We start from the raw sequence: 15,908 nt of genomic DNA on the forward strand, positions 1-15,908 counted from the left end.
CCCCCGTCCTGCTTACCCGCTACCCCGCTTCTACTCCCTCCGGTTATGTGCCCTATCCGATTCCTTCGCCCCCGGCACCTACTGGCGCATCTGCGCCACCTCTCGGCCCGGCAGCGCCTGCTGCTGGCCGCCGGCCTGGGCGGCCTGAGCTGGCTGCTGCTGCTGCCACTTTCCTTGCAGGCGGCCACCCGCCTGGTAGCCGCCTGGGACGTGTTTTGCGCGGGGATTCTGAGTTTGTTGTGGGCCGCCATGTACCGGGCCGACGCGGCCCATATCCGGCGCGTCGCCACCCGGCAGGACCCCGGCCGGACCTGGACCTTCGTGGCCGTGCTGGCCGGCAGCAGTGCCGCGCTGCTGGCCGTGGTGGTGCTGCTTTCGGGGCTGGCTTCCATGCGCGGGCGCGAAGTGAGCTACCACGTGGGGTTGTCCGCCGGGGCAGTGGTCGGGGCCTGGCTGCTGGTGCACACCGTGTTTGCCCTGCGCTACGCCCACGCCTACTTCAGCGAAAATCCGGCCACCGACCCACCGGATACGCTGGGGGGACTGGAGTTTCCCGGGGAGCCGCCCACCTCATATTGGGACTTTGCCTACTTCGCCTGCATTGTGGGCATGACCGCCCAGACCGCCGACGTGGCCGTGTCCTCGGCCCGTCTGCGGCGGCTGGTGATGCTGCATGGCCTGTTGGCCTTTGCCTTCAATACCAGCATCGTGGCGCTGGCCATTAACCTGCTGGCCGGGCTGCTGTGAGAAAAGTTTACTCCGCGCTTACCCTGATATTTTTCGCTTGACACCCGTTTGCCTATGTCCACTGTGTTAGTTACCGGCTGCGCCGGCTTTATTGGCTCGCACCTGACTGAGCGGCTGCTAGCCGAGGGGCACGCCGTAGTCGGGCTCGACAACTTTGACGACTTCTACGCCCGCGCCGACAAAGAAGCCAACTTGGCCATACTACGGGCTCACCCGAAGTTTCGATTCTTCGAACTGGACCTGCGCCACGGCGCGGCGCTGACAGCCTTGCCAGCAGCCCCCTACGAGGCCGTGGTGCACCTGGCGGCCAAAGCAGGCGTGAGCCCATCGGTGCGTGCACCGGCTGACTACGTCGAGAACAACGTGCTCGGCACCACGCATCTGCTGGAATGGATGCGCCAGCGGGCTGTCCCCAGCCTACTGTTCGCCTCGTCTTCCTCGGTGTACGGCAATGCGCCGCAACGTCCCTTCCGGGAAGACGAGCCGCTGCTGGCGCGCGGCATCTCGCCCTACGCTGCCACTAAATTGGCCGGCGAGGCGTTGACCTACACCTACCATCACCTTTACGGCCTAGCGGTGCTTAATGCTCGCTTCTTCACGGTGTACGGGCCTCGCCAACGGCCCGATCTGGCCATTCACAAATTTGCGCGGCTGCTGCAAGCCGGCCACCCCCTGCCCATTTACGGCGACGGCCGCACAGCCCGCGACTACACGTTCGTAGCCGACACCGTGGACGGCATTGTGCGGGGCCTGGCATACTTGCGCGCCACACCTGACGCCTACGATACGGTGAACCTGGGCAACAGCCGCCCCATAGCCCTGCTCGACTTGGTGGCGGCCCTGGAGCGCGCCACCGGCACCATGGCCCGACTCGACTTCCGGCCCGCTCAGGCCGGTGACGTGGACCTGACGTATGCCGACATCGGGAAAGCGCACCGGCTGCTCGGCTACACCCCGCGCACGGCCCTCATGGATGGATTGGAGCAGTTTGTGGCCTGGCTAAGGGCCAGCCGGGATGCCCACCATGCGTAGCTGGTACGCGGCCCTGGCCCAAAACCCTACCCGCTGCTGGCTGGCGCTGTTGCTGCTCGGCTTGGCCGCGGCGTTCGGGCTAGACTTGAACAGTTGGGGTCCGCTGGAAAGCAGCGAGGCACGCTACGCCGAAATCGGCCGCGAGATGCTGGCCTCCGGTGACTGGCTGCACCCGCGGCTGCTGGGCATTCTGCACTACCATAAGCCACCGCTCACGTACTGGCTCACCGCCGCCGGCCTGTCCGTTACGGGCTCCTCGGCGGCGGGCGTGCGGCTGCTGCCCGGGCTGGCCGCGCTGGGGCAAATCCTGCTAGTGTACAAGCTGGGCCGGGTGCTTTTCTACGGCGACGCGCGCCGCGCCCTCACGGCGGCCGTTGTGTACGCCACGCTGCCCGTGGTGTGGGTGGCGGCCCTCAACGTGACGACCGATGGCTACTTGGCTACCTGGGAGCTGGCGGCTGCCTACGGCATCGTGCACCATTACCACCGCCACAGCTGGTGGGGGCTGTATGTGTTTTGGTTGGGGCTGGGGCTGGCGCTGCTCACCAAAGGCCCGGTAGGGCTGGTGCTGCCGCTGATGGCCGTGGCAGGCTACTACTTTCGGCAGGGCCGAACGCGGCGACCATTCACGATACACCACGCGGTGGGCCTGGGGCTGTTGGTGGCGGTGGGGCTGAGCTGGTACGGGGCGCTGGCGTTGGAAAATCCGGCGATGGTGCGCTACTTCTTGGTGGGGCACACCGTCGAGCGGTTTGCCAGCGCCGAGGCGTTTGGGCGGACCAAGCCCTGGTGGTTTTACCTGGTACTGGCCCCGGCCACCAGTCTGCCCTGGTCAGCGTTGCTGCTGGGGCGGGCGGGGCGCGTAGGGTGGGCAGCGCTGCCCCGGCCGTGGCAGAACGTGCTGCTGTTTTGGGTGCTCGTGCCGCTGCTGTTTTTCTCGTTATCGCAGTCCAAACTGCTGCTCTACGTCCTGCCTGTGTTTGCGGGCGTGGCCTTGCTCACAGCCTACCACCTGCACGAGATGCCCGCGGTTTTACAACCACGTTGGGGTACCGGGCTGCTGACCTTTTGGGGGGCGTTGTTGCTCGGCGTAATGCTCCTACCCGCGGTAGCCGGTACACTCCGCTTAGTCGTGCCGCCGCTTGTGCCGGCCGTAGCGGGGCTAGGGCTGCTAGGACTCTTGACGGTGAGGTGGTGGGTACAGGGCGCAGCGCGGCCATTGGCGGGCGCGGCCGGGTTCATGTTAACGCTGCTGCTGGTGGTCAAGCCACTGTTAGCCGCCAACGAATTGGCTTTTCAGGGCACCCGGCCCGTGGCGCAGGCGCTGGCCCGGTCTGAATTGAAAGGTCGGCCCGTAGTGGTGTACAACGAGCTGCTGCCGTCGTTGGCGTTTGCACTGGGCCGGGTGCCGGTGTCGCTTTACGCCGGCAACCTCAACGTGCGCCGCGAAACGCAGTTCGAGGCCAATGCCCGGTGGCGCGCCACGTGGCTGGACGTGAGCGGACCGCCCCCGCCGGCCCTTGACTCGCTGCTGCGCCAGCGGGCGGTGCTGCTGATTAAGCGCGACGAACCAAGGCCGGCGTGGCTGCCTGAGTGGTTATCGCGGCACCGTGACGTGGGTTCGTGGCGGATATATTATGCTCCCTGAGGCCACCCCGTAGGCCTAAGCTAGCCCACACACGTTCGGGGGCCATCCCATAGCTTGTTGAGGGTAGAGTATAAAACTTAGTCAGACCGTCGTAACCGTTGTATTCCATTTTCCTTCATCCTTGTTTTTGCTTGCATGTACGTTCAAAAGAACATTCACTGGCGCGTCATCTGGAACTACTCCTGGAAAGACCTGCTCATTTTTTTCATGTATGATTTGACGCTGGCCATCCTGCATGGACCGCTGGGTATGACGTGGCTGGACATTCCCTGGCAGATGGTGAGCATTCTCGGGGTAGCCGTCTCGTTTTACGTGGGCTTTAAAAACAGCAGCTCCTACAACCGGTTCAACGAGGCCCGGCAGCTGTGGGGCGGCATCGTCAACCGCAGCCGCAGTTGGACCATGCTGGTGCTGGCCAACACGCAGCCGTCGCGCCAGGGCCTCACGCCCGAGCAGGTCAGCACCCAGCGCCAGCTGGTGTATCGCCAGATAGCGTGGGTAAATGCCCTGCGCCTGCACCTGCGCCGTCAGCCCCAGCGCTGGGACGAGGACGTGGCCCCCTTCCTGGACGCGGCCGAATCCGGCTACCTGCGCACCGCGGCCAACCCGCCGGCCCAGCTGCTGCTGGTCCAAACCCAGGCCCTGCGCCACGCCGAGGGGCTGTTTGACCCATTGCAGCACCGCACCCTGGTCGAAGATTTGCGGGAGCTGACCAACCTGCAGGGCGGCTGTGAACGAATCAAGAACACGCCCTTTCCGCGCCAGTACGCCTTTTCCAGCATCGTCTTCGTCTGGCTCTTCGTGGCCCTGCTGCCGCTGGGCGTGCAGGGCGAGTTCGAGAAGCTCGGCCACGGCCACTATTGGCTGACGGTGCCATTTTCGGTACTGGTGTCTTGGGTGTTCGTGACCATCGAGCTGGTGGGTCACATCAGCGAAAACCCGTTTGAGAACAAGATGAACGACGTACCCATGACGGCGCTTTGCCGTACCATCGAAATTGACCTGCGCCAGATGCTGGGCGAGACGAACCTGCCGGCACCCCTGCAGCCCCACAACAGTGTACTCTATTAGCCGGGCCATGGGTTGCTGGGCGTGCGTTGCGGCGCAATGGCGGCGGGCGGTGACAGCAGCCCTTGGCGCAGTATGGCTCACGACGGGGCCGGCCGCCGCTCAGGTGCCCCGGCCGGTGGCGGACGGCGCCCGCAGCTTGGCCGATTCCAGTTGCCGCGCGGGCCGGCTACCCCTGCTGGCCGGGGGCGTGGCGGTTGCCTATCCTACTGGGCTCTATTTGCTGGGTCGAAGCTGGTACACCGGGGAGCGGGTTCCGCTGCATTGGTTTAACGACTGGCCGGAATGGAAGCAGCTGGACAAAGCCGGTCACTTCTGGGCCGCGTTTCACGAAAGCCGCGCCGCGGTTGATCTGCTGGGCTGGGCCGGGGTGGCCGAGCGCCGCGCTATGTGGTACGGGGGCTTCGTGGGATTTCTGCTGCAGAGCCCCATTGAGCTGCTGGACGGCCGCGCCCCCGACTACGGCGCCTCGCCCGGCGACCTGGCGGCCAACCTGGCCGGGTCGGTGGGCTTGCTGACCCAGCAGCTGGCTTGGGGCGAGGTGCGGTTGATGCCCAAAGTATCGTTTCACCGCAGCCCCTACGCCGCGCAGCGGCCTGACGTGCTGGGGCGTACCCTGCCCGAGCGCTTGCTCAAGGACTACAACGGCCAAACCTATTGGGTGTGTGCCGACGTGGGCGCGTGGCTGCCGGCCGGCAATCGCTGGCCCCGCTGGCTCCAACCGGCAGTCGGCTACGGGGCCGAGCAGCTGCTCTACAACGACCCGGCCCGCAACCAGGCGGCCGGACTGCGCGCTTATCGACAATACTACCTGTCGGTGGACGTGGACCTGCGTCGGGTGCCTACGCGCTCCAAGGTGCTACGGCGCATGTTCTACGTGGTGAGCATCGTGCACCTGCCTGCCCCGGCCCTGGAATGGAATGCCCGGCGGGGCTGGCATGGCCATGGCCTCTACTACTAACGCTGCCCGGGCGGCTTCGCGTCCCTTCCCGGGTGTTCTCCTATCTCCAGTTCCCCTTCGTCTACTAGCCGGGGCGCTGCTCATTTTCAACTCGTACGGCATGAAGAGGTATCTGTCCTTTGCTCGGTTCATCGGCCTGGCCGGTCTGGCAGCTTGTATGGCAGCCGCGCTGCTGCTGCCCGGCTGTGGCAACCTGGGCTCGCATAGCCTGACCCTCCGCTTGCAGGTTGCCTTCGACAGCACAGCCATCCGGATCCATAACCCCACCCGCGCGACGTACTACCACGCGCAAGTGGAAGTAAATGATGCCTTTGCGGCCGCGTTGGGCACCCTTGCCCCGGGCGCCCACCGGCGGCTTTCCTTGGACAGTCTGCGTAACGACCAGGGCCAGGGGTTGTCAAGGCGGGCACAACTGGAGCGGCTTACGCTCTACGCTCAGGATAGCGTTGGCAACTATGATGCGCTTATTCTGGACCCCGTTCCTGCCGGCCGATAAATCCGATGTACGCGCCAGTGGTGTTTCACTAAGAGGAGTCGCTCGCTAGGAGCCTTAACCATTTCGCTTGTAGCCGCGTAAGCACAGCACATCTATCCACCCCTGAGTTCTACTACCCATGGCTGACCATCCCGAAGAACACCAGAAAATCATCGAGGCCCACGAAAGGGCCGCTCACTACTTCGAGCACGCTGCCCAGCAGCACCGCGCTGCTCAGCAGCACCTGCAGCAAGGCAACCACGAGCAGGCGGCTCACCACGGCTATACAGCCTACGGCTTTGCGGGGCATGCGCTTAAACATGCGGAAGAAGCGGCCTTGCACCATTCCCACGAGCATGGCCACCGAGAACCCCTCCATACACATGAACAGGGGGAAGCCGCAGCTTCGTAGTTACTGCCGCACCCCGTATCGCGCCCCGGTGGCGGTGTTGCCCGTGCAACCCGCCCCGGGGCGCGTGGCCTTTTAGCAGCCCTGTCCAGCGGCTTCAGCACCTTCCCGGCGATACCTTGCGTGCGGTTATGCACACGGAGGAAACTACGCCCGCTGTCTTTGTGGTTGAGCGGGTATGTGTGTGCATCATACCCCAACCCGAAAACTGCTCCGACTAGGCTTCTACGCGGCGGTCGGTGCCTGGATCCTCTACACCCAGGCCGGAGGTTTCTAACCGGAATGCGCGGGGCCCTTTTTGAGGATGCGCTACGCAGGGACCGGATGCACAACGCAACTTGCGTAGGCTAACGGTGCCACTACCTTATGTATCTTCCGGGGTTGCCCCCCCCACTTTATGCTCCCTGTTCGTCTTTGCTGGCCCGCTGTCGGCGGGGCCATCTGCCTGCTGACGCCGGTGCCCGGCGCGGGGCAGGTGCTGTATTCACCTGCTCCACCTGATTCCGTGGGTCTGCGCCTGGAGGCAGAGCCCCGGCCGTCGCTGCTCCGGCGCGTGGCGCAATGGGCCGGGCGGTCGGCCACCCGGCGCGTGTTGGTGCCGGGGCTGTTGGTGGGGCCACGGGGCTGCTCGCCGTGGTGCGGCTGTAGGCTGGAAGGCAGGGCAGCTTAGCGGGAATTTCTGTTCCTACTCTAGTGCGACCCCACTTACTGCAAGCGCTGCGCCTTCAAAGAAGATCTGCCCGTTATCAACCGTAAACGCTGGGACTGGGAGTAGCGCACAGCCCTGTACTCTGCAAACTGTTCCGCCACGAACGGAGCATGCTTGTCAAATAGGTAGCTGGCCCCTCTACAGCTTCGGCGCCCGGCGTTTAGGTGCTACCTGAATGGTCGGTTTGTGGGAATTTGCTTGCGTGAGCTGTTCGAGCTGCACCAACTGCTGCACGCTTTGGGCCAGAGCTATGGCCTGTTGCATTAGCGGTGCTTCATGCCGCAGCACCGGGTGCTTAGACACTTCCAATGCAGCTTGCTGAATACCGTGACTGTGTTGGCCAGCCGTAGTCGGCTCATGCAGCACCAGCGTCATTTGCTGCAATAGTTGGTTTCCCCTGGTAGTATCGCCCCGGTCAATATCCCGTAAGGCCTCGCCGATGACATAGGCGCTGTTCTGCATCACCCGCTGTGCTTCCATGCGCTGCATGTCGGGCGTGGGGCCAGCTAAGGTTCGGGCCTGGCTAACATCGCGCAGCTGGACGGCCTGTGCGCCGGCTAGGGGCGTGGTGGCCGTGCGCAGCAGTAGCGCCAGCGGCTCCAGATTCTTATCCAGCTGGGCCGGCCCATAAGGTCGGATGATGGCCAGGTCGCGGGCGTTGTTGAGTTGCGCGGCCGCCGCCGGGCTCAGTTCGACCTGGTAACCTGCCTGCCGTCCCAGCAAAGTCATCACGCTCTGGATGGTGCGCCCATTGCCTTCCCGAAAAGCGTGCGCGTGGTTGTACTGGTCGAAATAGTAAGCCGCCCGCCGGGCAAACTGCTCCGGTGCCAAGCCGCGCAGATAGTTTTCCAACTGCAGCTGGGCGCCGATGGCATCCAGGCGCTGGTCGAGTTGCTGGTAAGGGGCGTAACGCATTGTATCACCCCGGGGGTTGAGCACATAGGCCGGCTTCTGCCCTTGGAACGGCCCGTCTGGTCCCTGGGCACGCGTCTGGCCCGCCCACTGATACACGTCCTGAAACAGCTCCCGATGGATACGTTTGAGGTGCGCGGCGTCGAACTGGCCCGGTAGGTCAACGGCACCTACCACGATGCGCAGCAGGGCGGGAATGGACAAGGCTCCTTCCGCTTCGCGCAACTGGTCCTGATTGGTTATTCCCAACCGATTGTAGATGACCTGGTGGGTAGAGTCGTAAAATCCATCCTGAATAGCCACGGCAAGAGGGTTGCGTGATAAAAAACCCGTCTGACCGATGGCCAGACGGGCTGTAAAGCGCGGGGGCGTTAGTCCAGCAGCGGCTGCTCCGGGCGCATGTCCGCAGGCGGCTGGGCGGCGGGTGCATCTTGCGGGCCTTCCGCCTGACTAGCGTAAAAGCTTTTCAACTCATCGGTGACGCCCTGCAGCGTCAGCTCGCCGGCCACGTACCGGGCGTACATTGCCTCGGCGGCCGGGCCGGGTACGGCCCCCTGCGCAACACTCCAGGCGCGGGCTTTATCGATGAGTTCCTGCCGCTGAGCGGGGGTAGCCTCCCGCTCGGAAAAGGTGATGGGATGAGTCATCGGTTCAGTCTAATGGTTCAGTATGACAACATATTTACCTGCTAAAAGGCTCCTGTGATTGTCAGGAAGCGCTTTTTGACTTGAGTGATTGGCCACAAAAGGGAAAGAAACCAGCCGCTAGATCTACTGCTGAGCGGTCAGAAACTGTAGCTGGTCGCGGAACGTGGCCAAGGCCTCGACATCCGGCAGCAGAAAGCACGGCGTCTTGCTGGCCAGCGGATAGTGCAGCAGCTCGGTGGGTACGGCCAGGCAACCCAGCAGCCGCTGGAGCAGGCGCGGTTCCTCGCGTTTCAGCTTGCCGTTTTTCAGGTTGATGATGTTGGGGTACGTAAGCTGATGCGCCGCGCAAAAAGGCTTCAAGCCCCCGTTACCCAGCATTTTCAACCGCCCCTGCGCGTAGCGAAGCGCTTCGGCGTAGGAAACAGTCAGCTGTAAGTCGGGGAAGGGCAGCGGGGCTACTACCGGGCATTCAACTTCCATGCGGGTTCAGGATTAGGCGGGTCAGGGTAGATACCGCAGCAGCACGTGCAGCACCCAAACCCAACCGACGGTCTACAATTTCTGGTGCCTTCGCGACCAGGTGGACACTGCGAAGCTACCAGCTGCGGGCAGGCCTGGGGCGAAAAAAGGACGAATGGTAAAAAGTCAGCCGCGAAATGCACCACGACTACGCGAACGGCTCCACGCATACCCGCCGGAAGTGACTATATGGGCCAGGCTGCACCCTAGTGCTGCTTGGGGCGCCCCAGCTGCGGCGCCGGCACGGCCACGGGGTGCTGCATCTGGTAGTACGCCAGCTCAAACACCGTGGGCAGGTCGAGGCGGGCGAGCACAGCCAGGCGCTGCAGTTCCTCCAGGGTAGCGGTTTCGGGCTTCTGCATCCGCAGGGCCAAGGTACGCGGCACCACTTTCCAGGCCTCGGCTACTTCTTTGCGGGTACCCAGCGAGTGAATCAGCTCGGCCAATGAGCTACAGGCAACGGGGACAACGGGCAGCTGCTCACGCTCCAACGGATGCACGTGCACGCTGGGTGGGGTTGACTTCGGGGTTTTCATGCCGCAAAAAAAGGTTGCTAAATTGGCATTATTACGGCCCGGCGTAATTCACGACCAATTCGGTAGCAGCATACCAGTTCTACGGCTGGTCCCGCTACAACAACAGCAAGGCGAATTGTCCGCCCTGCTCCTCCCGGGTGCAGCGAAGAGCATCCTGGGCAATGGGGCGAACGGCCCGCACCAGCTTTTCGAGCACGGCAAAATCGTCCGGCGTGTCAATCGCCAGCCCGAGCCGCAGGGCTACCTCGCAGGTCAGACCCTCGTAGTTCAGACTCTTGCCCAGCTGCTGCATCTGGGCTTCCACGTCGGTCACGGCGGCAATTACCCGGCTGCGGAACCTGTTCCAGTCCGGATGGCAAATGGTGGGGGCTTCGGTGGCTTTCATTGGCTTGGCCATTACAGGTGGGTATCATAGCCGGTCACCGACGTGAACAGGCCCGGCAGGTCCTCCCCATACACTAGGTCAAAGGTTTGCTTGCGGGTGATAACTGCTTCGCAGTCGACGAGCTGCTGGTGGTAGAACTCGACCGTGTAGGTATCGGTGGGCATCAGCGTAATCTTCAGCCGATTCACGCCGGCCTCGTTGCGGCGCAGGTTCATGCGCAGCCAGGGGTTAGGGTTGGTGGCCGTGCGACCGGCAGCCAGTAGTTGGTTGGCCCCGGTCATAGCCAAAAACCGACGTCCTCCTAACTGCAACAGGATGATGTAGGCTTCCTCAACGATTTCAGAGCTATTAGGAGCAGGTTTATCCATGACTGACAGGTATTTATGAACGGATTGGGGTGTTATTAATAAACAGCAGCATAGTCAATAAAGTTGCTTTTTTAGCTTATTTATAAGCGCTTTTACTGCATCTTTAAAGTGGCAGTCTCCCGGTTTTCCCCCTCGTTATTCACTTATTAAAAGTGGCTCAGCTCTTAGCTGTGGTTTGGCTAGTCTTGCTGGAGTGGCCATCGAAGGCAGTCACTCAGTACCGGGTGGATGGGCCTCGTGGGCACAGCTGACGCCAGTGGAAGTAGCGGCCGGTTAGTTCCGGGTTAGTGAAAAGGATAGAAATGGTAAGTCATCCAATAGCGCTTTCTGCTGGCTGCTGAGTAAGGCCAAAATCTTTTTAGCAGCTATCCGCTGGGCGAGTTGTAAAGGGTAACTTCCTAGCCTTGGACCGCTTATGACTAACGGTTTAGGAAATCGGGCCGGGGTGATATGGTCAGTCAAGGAAAGGATAGGTTTTGTAAGTTAACTCTGCAGGGATGGGCTGCGTAGATCACCCTCCGAAAAAGTAAAAACAGCCTCCAGGCGCTGTAAATGCTTACCATTTCTATCCTTTAGCCATCAGTCAATACCCGCTGGCTTACCATTTCTATCCTTTCGGCCGCGTCGGTCACGTCCGCTCATCATTTCTATCCTTTCGGGTGTAGGGTACTTCTGATGATTTAGCAGTGGTGCGGGTAGCTGCTTACAAACTTGGCAAATCTCCGCTCGACATGGCAGGTTTTTAGAGGTAAATGGAGCCTAAGAAAAAAGGGAGTCGTAATCTTGTAAGTCGCCTCAGCCTGCCTGGAAGGCTAATAAAGTAAATAAAAGTATAAAATTTCTTGAAATAGTACAACGCTTTTATGCTAGCTTATACTCCCCCCCCTTTGTTGTTTTCTTGTCCCGTTCCAGCGTTTTGTACCCTTTAAAAGTCTTTCGTTCGAACGTCATCAACAAATTTGTGAGTTTTTTTTATTTGTCAAGTATTTACTCTATTTGCAGAGCTCGTAAGTCACTGACTTTTCGGGTTTTATGCCATTTAAAGGATAGGAATGGTAAGCGAAAGGATAGGGATGGTAAGTCAAACGGATAGGTTTTGTAAGCGAAGGGATAGGAATGGTAAGCGAAAGGATAGGGATGGTAAGTCAAACGGATAGGTTTTGTAAGCGAAAGGATAGAGCTTTAGGGAAGGCTTACTTTAATATCTGTAACTCCCTTATCTTTGATCATACGCTCTACCTATTCCCACTAGCATGAGTACCCCCGTTACAGGCAGCACCCCCTCCACGGGGGTAGAAATCCGGCAGCATAACGCCATTACCACCGCGCGCTACGAAATGAGCGCTGTCGAAATGGATATTGTCTTCTCGCTGCTCTCAGTGCTGCGCAAGGAGGACAAGCCAGGCACTATCTACCGCATCCGGGTAAAGGAATTGGAGCAGATGACGGGGCGCTCCTGGAACTACCAGCGCCTGTTGGAGGCCACCTCCAATCTGCGCAGCCGCGAGTACGTAATTGAGGACAACAAGCACGTGCTGCAGGTAGGTTTGCTGGCCTCGGCGCTGTACGTGAAGGGCGAGGGCATCATCGAGCTGGAAATTTCGGAGCGCATGCGGCGCTACCTGATTGACCTGAAAAACAACTTCACCTCCTACCGCCTGCAGTCGGTTTTCAGTTTATCGAGCAAGTACGCCAAGCGCATCTACCAGATTGCCTCGCAGTGGAAGGACATCGGGGAAACGAAAACCTTCACGCTTGACGAGTTTAAGATCATGCTCTCGCTCAAGGACCCAAAGGGCCACGAGCCGGAGCAGTACGAGAAGATTTCGGCCCTGCAGAAGTACGTGCTCGACGTGGCCACCACCCAAATCAACGAGCACACCGACTTGCGCATCAACTACGAGTTGATCAAGAAGGGCCGCTCCTTCCACAGCATCCGCTTCTTCGTCAACGGCCAGGTGCCCCAGCAGCTGCCGATTCCCTTCGAGGACGGCGCTGAAGAAGAAAAGCAGCGCCGGGCCCTGCTGAACCTGGAGGAGCTGGAAATCCGGGACCCCAAGCTGGTCAGCCAGATTCTCGGGGACGCCAAGAAGCTAAATGCTCTCTTTTCTTTTTGCTACAAGCACAAAACCGGTAAAGTGAAGGCCGACAAGAACCCAGGTGGGCTGTTTCTCAAGATGGTGGGCCTACGTTAAGTGGCTTGGGCCACGCGCTGGCTCGTCGCAATGGCAACAAAAGGGAAAAAGCCATACTCCTGGCCCGGAGCGTCTGGTCGGTGCCGCCCGAGGGCGGCACTTAGCCCCAGCCTACTCTTCATCCTGCGGCGGATAGTCGGGTATCCAGTCTTCGGGGCTGCCAACGACCGGCGCCGGCGCGGGCTGGTAGGGCTCCAACTCCCGGCCGAAGCAGTGGCCCAGCGTGACGCCGGGGCACTGCCGCTGAAACCAGGCAGGTAGTACCTCGGGGGCGCACACCACGCCCAGAAAGCCCTCGGCATGAAAGTAGGCTTTGACCTCGGCCGGCCCGAAGCTGTTCAGGTAGATGTGCATACGGTCACCGATGGCTGGCACCTGGCCGCGGCCGGACCACTGCAGCACGGCCGGGAAGCCCGCCAGGCGGGGAAACCCTACCCACGCCGGGCAGGCTTGCGGCTCCCCTATCCAGGCGGTAGGGCTAAGGGTAGGCTGACGGACGACGGAAGCGGAAGAACTGGACATGATGAGGCAGTAAGTGGTGACTGATGAAACAGCGGAGCTTGGGGCCGCTGGCTTCGGGGCTGGGTGTTTTCCTTTTGTTGGCGCGCCGGGGCACCGGCTGACGGTTGCCAGCCGGTACCCTCTCCCCCACTAGGCCGCTTCGGGCAGGGCTTCGGCGCTGTCGGCCTCGTAGCTGGGCACAATGCCCAGAATGTGGTTAGCAGCCTTCTGAGCCTGGCTGGCGGCGGAAATAATCAGGCGCTTATCATTGCGCAGGGCCTGCAGCCAGTTGGCCAGGTAGGCGGCGGTGCTGGGCTCGGTCACGGCCAGATTCAGGCCGGCGGCGTTGCTGAGGAAGGCGGCGCCCAACTCGGCCACTAGTTCTTCCTTGGCGTAGGTTTCGCTACCGAAAGCGGCCTTTTCCGTGAGCGTGGCCCGGTCGAGACGCTTGGCGTGGCCGGTGGAATGGGCCAACTCGTGAAACAGGGTAGTATAAAAATCCTCGGACGTGTGGAAGTTCGCTGGCTCGGGTACAGTCACGGTGTCGGTGCTGGTGCGGTAGTGGGGCTCACTGCCGGCGTAACAGATGCGGGGGCCACCGGCGTAGCCGGCCACAATCTGCTCGGCGGCCTGCTGGGGGGTATGTTCGCGCTGCACCGGCTCGGGCAGCTTCCACTCCACGCCGTCAATCTGGGCAATGTTGAACACGGTGGAATACTGCAGAATGGCCACCTTCTTTTCTTTGCCCTGCGCATCCTCTTTCTTCGATACCTTGAAGAACACCACGGGCATTCCTTTTTCGCCCTTGCGCACCTGGCCGCCCAGCTCGCGGGCCTGGTTGTAGGTCAGGTAATAGGGCTGCTCGTGCTGGAGCATGGCCAGCAGCAGGGCGTTGATGCCCTGATACACGTGCTTGCTGCGGTAGTTGCGGGGCGCGCCGTGGGCAGCGTTCCACGACTGTTTCCACGGGGCTACGCCGCATTCTAAAGCCAGGATAATCCGGTTGGTGATGATATCATACACATCGGCGCGGGGGGCGGCAGCGGGGGCATTTTTCATAAACCAAAGGCGGGGTAAATGGTGAGAAAAGCGTTAGTAGAGGTAATCAGGATGAGCAGCCGGGCCTAGCTCCTGGGCCTCGCGGGCCAATTGGGCATCTTCCCAGGCTTCGCTTTCCTGCAGGGCCAGCAGCTTCCAGCGCAGCAGTTGGGCCGCATCGGTGCAGGCACTGATCAGCGGCTCGGCCTTCTGGCGGCGCTCCGGGCTAAAGGCGGGATGGTTGAGCACTTCGCGCAGGTTCCGACGGGCTGAGGAAACCAGGAGCGCACAAGCAGGGGAAATGGGCGTTGACACCATGATTATCAAGCTGTTTTAGGTGCGTTGCTTATACTTATTAAACGCAAATACACCTCTTATTGTTGCTTTTTTAGCTTATTTATTAATGCTTTTTTAGCTTATTTATGGCACAATGATTGGCTTTTTCCCTTTTGTTACTATTGCATTCGTAACCCACGCCGATGACTTACCTTACCCGCGCCGTTTGGCTGCTCTCGCTCATTAGCCTCTTCACCGATCTGGCCAGCGAGATGCTCTACCCGGTGATGCCGCTGTATCTGCAGTCCATTGGCTTCTCCGTATTTTTCATCGGTCTGCTTGAAGGACTGGCCGAAGCCGTGGCCGGCCTGAGCAAGGGCTACTTCGGCCAGTGGAGCGACCGGCTGGGCCGCCGCGTGCCCTTCGTGCAGTGGGGTTACGGGTTGAGTGCCTTCTCCAAGCCGATGTTGTCGGTGCTGGCCACTCCCCTTTGGGTATTGCTGGCCCGCACCCTCGACCGCCTGGGCAAGGGCTTGCGCACGGGCGCCCGCGACGCGCTGCTCTCCGACGAAACCACACCTGCCGACCGGGGTAAGGTCTTCGGGTTCCACCGCTCAATGGATACGCTCGGGGCCGTATTCGGTCCCCTGGCCGCGCTGGCCTGGCTGGCCGCGCACCCCGGTCAGTACCGCCCGCTGTTTTTGTGGGCTTTTCTGCCAGGCGCGCTGGCCGTTGGTATCACCTTCGCGCTTCGGGAACGGCGGGCCGTGCCTTCCGGCCGGCCGGTGATGCCCTTTTGGGCCTCGTTTCGCTACTGGCGACAGGCCCCGCCCGCCTACCGTCGGGTGGTAGGGTCCCTACTTGTGTTTGCCCTCTTCAACAGCGCCGATGCCTTCCTGCTGCTGTTGGCCCGCCAGCGTGGGGTATCGGCTACCGGCGTCATCGGCCTCTACGTACTCTATAACTTTACCTACGTGCTCAGCGCCTGGCCCCTGGGGCACCTGGCCGACCGCCTCGGCCCGCGCCGCCTGCTGGTGGGGGGCCTACTAATCTTCGCGGTGGTATATGGCGGGGTAGCCCTGGCGCAAGGACCTTGGGTCTTTGCCGGGTTCTTTGCCCTCTACGGCCTCTATGCGGCCGCCACTGAGGGCGTGAGCAAGGCCTGGGTCAGCACACTCTGCGCGCCGGCTGATACCGGCGCTGCACTGGGTACACTGGGGGGTCTGAGCAGCCTGGCCGCACTGGGCGCCAGCACCAGCGCCGGCCTGCTCTGGCAGTGGGGTGGCCCGGCGTTGCCGTTTGGGCTGGCGGCGGCCGTAGCATTGGGCGTGGCCGCGTTTCTGGCTCGTCGCTGATTTAGTAGCTGCGAAGGCCGGCGTGCGCGAGTCAGTAGCACTACTGCACAACCTGGGTTATAGCTGCCACCGCACCTCGGCCGTATAACCAGTTGAGCAGTATTCCAACGTATTAACCTATTCCCTA

18 protein-coding genes are annotated in these 15,908 nt (G+C 61.5%); 8 read left to right on the forward strand and 10 right to left on the reverse strand.

Annotation, left to right across the window (positions count from 1 at the left end; all coding sequences use genetic code 11):
- The first annotated feature begins 45 nt into the window (after positions 1-45).
- The 6 genes from BUE15_RS12670 to BUE15_RS12695 all read left to right on the forward strand — a co-directional run bounded on the left by BUE15_RS12670 (position 46) and on the right by BUE15_RS12695 (position 5,952).
- Positions 46-747 carry a DUF1345 domain-containing protein gene (locus BUE15_RS12670; protein WP_073285506.1) on the forward strand — a complete coding sequence of 234 codons (702 nt, stop codon included), beginning with the start codon at positions 46-48 and terminating at the stop codon, positions 745-747.
- Between the two features lie 54 nt (positions 748-801).
- Positions 802-1,779, forward strand: coding sequence for a GDP-mannose 4,6-dehydratase (locus tag BUE15_RS12675; protein ID WP_073285508.1), 978 nt, complete (start codon positions 802-804; stop codon positions 1,777-1,779).
- A complete protein-coding gene (locus BUE15_RS12680) occupies positions 1,772-3,427 on the forward strand; it encodes a glycosyltransferase family 39 protein (protein WP_170865255.1) in 1,656 nt (551 codons plus the stop codon). Before BUE15_RS12675 ends, BUE15_RS12680 begins: the two co-directional genes overlap by 8 nt.
- A gap of 135 nt (positions 3,428-3,562) precedes the next feature.
- Positions 3,563-4,498 (forward strand): bestrophin family protein, encoded by a 936-nt coding sequence (locus tag BUE15_RS12685; RefSeq protein WP_073285512.1) that lies wholly within the window; start codon positions 3,563-3,565, stop codon positions 4,496-4,498.
- 217 nt (positions 4,499-4,715) lie between these two features.
- On the forward strand, positions 4,716-5,456 hold the full coding sequence (locus tag BUE15_RS12690; RefSeq protein WP_244535946.1) for a YfiM family protein: 741 nt from the start codon (positions 4,716-4,718) through the stop codon (positions 5,454-5,456).
- A gap of 100 nt (positions 5,457-5,556) precedes the next feature.
- On the forward strand, positions 5,557-5,952 hold the full coding sequence (locus BUE15_RS12695; protein WP_073285517.1) for a hypothetical protein: 396 nt from the start codon (positions 5,557-5,559) through the stop codon (positions 5,950-5,952).
- Between the two features lie 112 nt (positions 5,953-6,064).
- Here BUE15_RS12695 and BUE15_RS21975 read toward each other — a convergent pair whose 3' ends face one another.
- The 7 genes from BUE15_RS21975 to BUE15_RS12730 form a co-directional block, all read right to left on the reverse strand.
- Complete coding sequence (locus tag BUE15_RS21975; protein ID WP_170865256.1) at positions 6,065-6,310, reverse strand: hypothetical protein; 246 nt, start codon at positions 6,308-6,310, stop codon at positions 6,065-6,067.
- An 877-nt stretch (positions 6,311-7,187) separates the two neighbouring features.
- Positions 7,188-8,264, reverse strand: coding sequence for a Fic/DOC family protein (locus BUE15_RS12705; RefSeq protein WP_073285522.1), 1,077 nt, complete (start codon positions 8,262-8,264; stop codon positions 7,188-7,190).
- 68 nt (positions 8,265-8,332) lie between these two features.
- The gene (locus BUE15_RS12710) at positions 8,333-8,608 is read right to left on the reverse strand and encodes an antitoxin VbhA family protein (RefSeq protein WP_073285524.1); all 276 of its coding nucleotides are present in this window, start codon (positions 8,606-8,608) and stop codon (positions 8,333-8,335) included.
- 123 nt (positions 8,609-8,731) lie between these two features.
- The gene (locus tag BUE15_RS12715) at positions 8,732-9,088 is read right to left on the reverse strand and encodes a hypothetical protein (protein ID WP_073285527.1); all 357 of its coding nucleotides are present in this window, start codon (positions 9,086-9,088) and stop codon (positions 8,732-8,734) included.
- Between the two features lie 245 nt (positions 9,089-9,333).
- The gene (locus BUE15_RS12720) at positions 9,334-9,663 is read right to left on the reverse strand and encodes a hypothetical protein (RefSeq protein WP_139252269.1); all 330 of its coding nucleotides are present in this window, start codon (positions 9,661-9,663) and stop codon (positions 9,334-9,336) included.
- A gap of 94 nt (positions 9,664-9,757) precedes the next feature.
- Positions 9,758-10,060: a hypothetical protein gene (locus BUE15_RS12725; RefSeq protein ID WP_073285532.1), complete on the reverse strand. Its 303-nt coding sequence runs from the start codon at positions 10,058-10,060 to the stop codon at positions 9,758-9,760.
- Positions 10,060-10,416 carry a hypothetical protein gene (locus tag BUE15_RS12730; protein WP_073285535.1) on the reverse strand — a complete coding sequence of 119 codons (357 nt, stop codon included), beginning with the start codon at positions 10,414-10,416 and terminating at the stop codon, positions 10,060-10,062. Before BUE15_RS12730 ends, BUE15_RS12725 begins: the two co-directional genes overlap by 1 nt.
- A 1,253-nt stretch (positions 10,417-11,669) precedes the next feature.
- Between BUE15_RS12730 and BUE15_RS12735 the strand changes: the two genes are divergently transcribed.
- Entirely contained in the window at positions 11,670-12,611 is a 942-nt protein-coding gene (locus tag BUE15_RS12735; RefSeq protein WP_073285537.1) for a replication initiation protein, read from the forward strand.
- A gap of 111 nt (positions 12,612-12,722) precedes the next feature.
- Here BUE15_RS12735 and BUE15_RS12740 read toward each other — a convergent pair whose 3' ends face one another.
- From BUE15_RS12740 to BUE15_RS12750, 3 genes are all read right to left on the reverse strand, one after another.
- On the reverse strand, positions 12,723-13,133 hold the full coding sequence (locus BUE15_RS12740; protein ID WP_139252270.1) for a hypothetical protein: 411 nt from the start codon (positions 13,131-13,133) through the stop codon (positions 12,723-12,725).
- A gap of 129 nt (positions 13,134-13,262) precedes the next feature.
- Positions 13,263-14,171, reverse strand: coding sequence for an ArdC family protein (locus BUE15_RS12745; RefSeq protein ID WP_073285542.1), 909 nt, complete (start codon positions 14,169-14,171; stop codon positions 13,263-13,265).
- 33 nt (positions 14,172-14,204) lie between these two features.
- Positions 14,205-14,468 (reverse strand): hypothetical protein, encoded by a 264-nt coding sequence (locus tag BUE15_RS12750; protein ID WP_139252271.1) that lies wholly within the window; start codon positions 14,466-14,468, stop codon positions 14,205-14,207.
- Between the two features lie 161 nt (positions 14,469-14,629).
- Here BUE15_RS12750 and BUE15_RS12755 point away from each other — a divergent pair, with 161 nt between their 5' ends.
- Positions 14,630-15,781: an MFS transporter gene (locus BUE15_RS12755; RefSeq protein WP_073285548.1), complete on the forward strand. Its 1,152-nt coding sequence runs from the start codon at positions 14,630-14,632 to the stop codon at positions 15,779-15,781.
- The last annotated feature ends 127 nt before the right edge of the window (positions 15,782-15,908 follow it).

It is taken from the genome of Hymenobacter psychrotolerans DSM 18569 (assembly GCF_900142395.1).
GTDB lineage: Bacteria > Bacteroidota > Bacteroidia > Cytophagales > Hymenobacteraceae > Hymenobacter > Hymenobacter psychrotolerans.